This window comes from Streptomyces sp. PTL18, from assembly GCF_059510295.1.
Map to the genome: position 1 here is coordinate 1 of NZ_JCAJZO010000081.1, position 3361 is coordinate 3361.

General features: G+C 73.5%; 2 protein-coding genes. Both read right to left on the bottom strand.

Features of this window, described 5'->3' with window-relative positions; translation table 11 throughout:
- Positions 1-822: beta-ketoacyl synthase N-terminal-like domain-containing protein (locus AC5WS8_RS38980; protein WP_496108208.1), on the bottom strand; the 822-nt coding region annotated here is incomplete at its 3' end.
- Positions 823-987: 165 nt separating this feature from the next.
- A partial coding sequence (locus AC5WS8_RS38985) for an SDR family NAD(P)-dependent oxidoreductase (protein ID WP_496108207.1) occupies positions 988-3361 on the bottom strand: 2374 nt, incomplete at its 5' end.

The following is a 3361-nucleotide window of genomic DNA, read 5'->3' on the forward strand; positions in this document are numbered from 1 at the left end:
GCCGACACCCTCACCCCACCCCGTACCGTCCGCACCCGCCGCGAACGGCTTGCACCGGCCGTCCGGCGCCAGCCCCCGCTGCCGGCTGAACTCCACGAAGTTGCGTGGGCCCGCCATGACCGTGGCGCCGGCAGCGAGGGCGAGGCGGCACTCGTCCTGGCGCAGGGCCTGTACGGCGAGGTGCAGGGCGACGAGCGACGAGGAGCACATGGTGTCGACGGTGACGGCGGGCCCCTCGAAGCCGAGGGTGTAGGCGATGCGCCCGGAGAGCACGGCGCCGGAACCGCCGGTCAGCATGTGCCCCTCGACCCGGTCACGGGCGTGCGCGGCGGCGGCGCCGTACCCCTGGTCGCTGCTGCCGACGAAGACGCCGGCCTTCTCGCCACGCAGCGTCCCGGGGTCGATACCGGCCCGCTCGAGGACCTCCCAGGAGGTTTCCAGAAGCAGCCGCTGCTGTGGGTCCATGACGGTGGCCTCGCGCGGCGAGATGCCGAAGAACGCGGGGTCGAAGTCGGCGCCGTCGTACAGGAAGGACCCGGAGCGGGTGTAGCTGGTGCCCTGGTGCTCGGGATCGGGGTGGTACAGGTTCTCCAGGTCCCAGCCGCGGTCGGCGGGCAGCTCCGAGACGGTGTCGACGCCGGCGACGAGCAGGTCCCAGAAGTCCTCGGGAGTGTGGGCATTCCCGGGGAAGCGGCAGCTCATCGAGACGATGGCGATGGGCTCCTGCTGGCGGGCCTCCACGTCCTGGAGGCGCCGGCGGGTCTGCCGCAGGTCGGTGGTGACCAGTTTGAGGTAGTCGCGGAGCTTGTCCTCGTTAGCCATGAACGTCATCAGTCCCTAGAGCAGGCCCGAAGGCTTGGAGTCACCCGTACGGCGTTGGCAACGGGCAGGTCGGTGGGAATCGTGCGGACGAAGTCGTGCCCGGGGGCGGGTGGTGGGCGGCTGGAGGCCGGACGGGCCGAGGGGGGTGCGGCCCGTCCGGCCGGTCTAGTTGAGGCCGAGTTCCTTGTCGATCAAGTCGAACATCTCGTCGTCGGACACGGCCTCGAGCAGTGCGTCGCCGTCGGTCCCGCCGCCCGCCGTCGCGGGCTCGGCCCGGCTGTCGGACAGTCGCCACAGCAGCGCCTGCAGCCGGGCGGTGATCCTGCCGCGAGCCGCGTCGTCGGCCGGGTCGAGCGCGGCGACGGCGGCCTCCAGCTCGTCCAGCGCCGACGCCTCCTGTCCGCCCGGCTGACCGGTGCCGGGGGCCAGTTCGGTCAGCAGGCGGCCGGCGAGTGCGGCCGGGGTCGGGTGGTCGAAGACCAGCGTGGCGGGCAGCGCAAGTCCGGTGGCGTCCTTGAGCCGGTTGCGCAGTTCCACAGCGGTCAGGGAGTCGAACCCGAGGTCGCGGAAGGCGTGCGAGGGGCTGATCGCGGCGGTGCCGTCGTGGCCGAGGACCGCCGCGACCTGCCTGCGGACCAACTGGAGCGCTGTCCGCTCCTGTTCGGCGCGGCTCACTCCGGCCAGCCGGTCGGCGAACGCCCCCGTCGGACCGCCGTCCGTCTTGCCGTCGGCTCCGTCACCGGCCGCGGCGGCGCGGCGGGCCTCGGCGGCGGCGCTGCGCACTTCGGGGACCTCGTCGAAGAGACGACGGCGACGGGCGGCGGAGTAGGTCGCCGCGAACCGGTCCCACAGCACGTCGGCGACGACGAGACACGTCTCGTCAAGTCCGAGCGCCTGCTGCACGGCGCCGACGGCCACTTCCGGATCCATGGTGGGCACGCCGTAGCGGCGCAGTCGGTCGCTCTCGGCGTCGTCGACCATGCCGCCGCCCGCCCAGGCTCCCCAGGCGATGGACGTCGCGGCCTGCCCGCGGGCACGGCGCCGCTCGGCGAACGCGTCGAGGTAGGCGTTGGCCGCGGCGTAGGCGCCGTGGCCGCCGTCGCCCCAGACGCCCGCGCCGGAGGAGAACAGCACGAACGCCTCCAGCGGCCGGTCCGCGAGCAGCGCATCCAGATGGACGGCACCGGCGATCTTCGCCTCCGTCACCGCGCGCAGCGCGTCGAGGTCGGTCTCCTCCACGCCGACGGCCGGCGGTTCCAGGCCGGCGGCGTGCACCACGGCGTTGACGGGTGCGTTCCCCGGTACGTCCGCGAGCAGCTTGGCCAGCGCGTCCCGGTCGGTGATGTCGCAGGCGGCGATGGTCACACGGGCGCCCAGCGCGGTGAGTTCCGCCTCCAGTTCGACCGCGCCCGGCGCGTCGGGGCCCCGACGGCTGACCAGCAGCAGATGCTCGGCGCCGGTCGCGGCGAGTCGCCGCGCGAGGTGCGCGCCGAGGGCTCCGGTGCCGCCCGTGACGAGTGTCGTACCGGAGAACCCGACGGTACGACGCTCGGCGGTGCCAGTGCCGGTCCCGGACTCCGGGTCGGCGGGCTTGCGGATCAACCGGCGTACGTAGAGACCGTCGGCGCGGACAGCGAACTGGTCCTCGTCGTCGTCACCCGCCAGGACTGCGAAGAACCTGTTCCAGGTGCGCGCGTCGAGTTCTGCGGTGGAGGGATCGTCGGTGGCGGAGCCGGAGGCCGCTGGGAGGTCCAGGAGCCCGCCCCATCGGTGCGGGTGCTCCAAGCCGTAGACCCGGCCGAGACCCCAGACGGCTGCCTGTGCCGGCACGGGTCCGCCGTCGGACGTCCCGCTCGGGGAGACCGGTCCGGTCACCGTCACCGCTCCCCGGGTGACGGTCCACAGCCGCAGCTCCGGGGAGGTGTCCGTCAGCGCCTGCATGAGCAGCAAGGTGGCGGTGACGGGCCGGGGCACGTCGGGTTCCAACGCCTTGTCGTCCCACGGCGTGTCCGCCGGGTCTAGGGGCAGCAGGTTGAGCACGGCACCGACGGCCGGGCTGCGCTCCAGCGTCTCGCGCAGACGCGCCGCCATGGCGGCCCGGTCGTCGCGGTCCACGTCGAAGTGAACGGTCTCGACGACTTCGACACCATCACGGTCGCGCAGACGCTCGATCAGCTCGCGCACCGAACCACGGTCGTTTCCGCCCTCGGTGCCGGAGTCCAAGCCTCCGCCCGGCAGCACGACCAGCCAGTGCGAGGGCAGCGCACCGTGTTCGACGGTGCCCGCGTCGGCCGGCTGCCAGGTCACGGTGTAGCGCCAGGAGTCCAGCAGCGCTCTCTCCCGCCTGCGCCTGCGCCACTCGGCCAGCACGGGCAGCGCCGGCTCGGCCGCCCCCAGCGTGTCACGCCGCTCGGGAGCGAGGTCGAGGGTGTCGGCCAGGGCCTCCAGGTCCTCACGCTCGACCGCCTCCCAGAAGCGGGCTTCCATGTCGTCCCCGCCGGTGTCCGCGGCTTCGGAGAGCGGTGCAGGCTCGGGCACG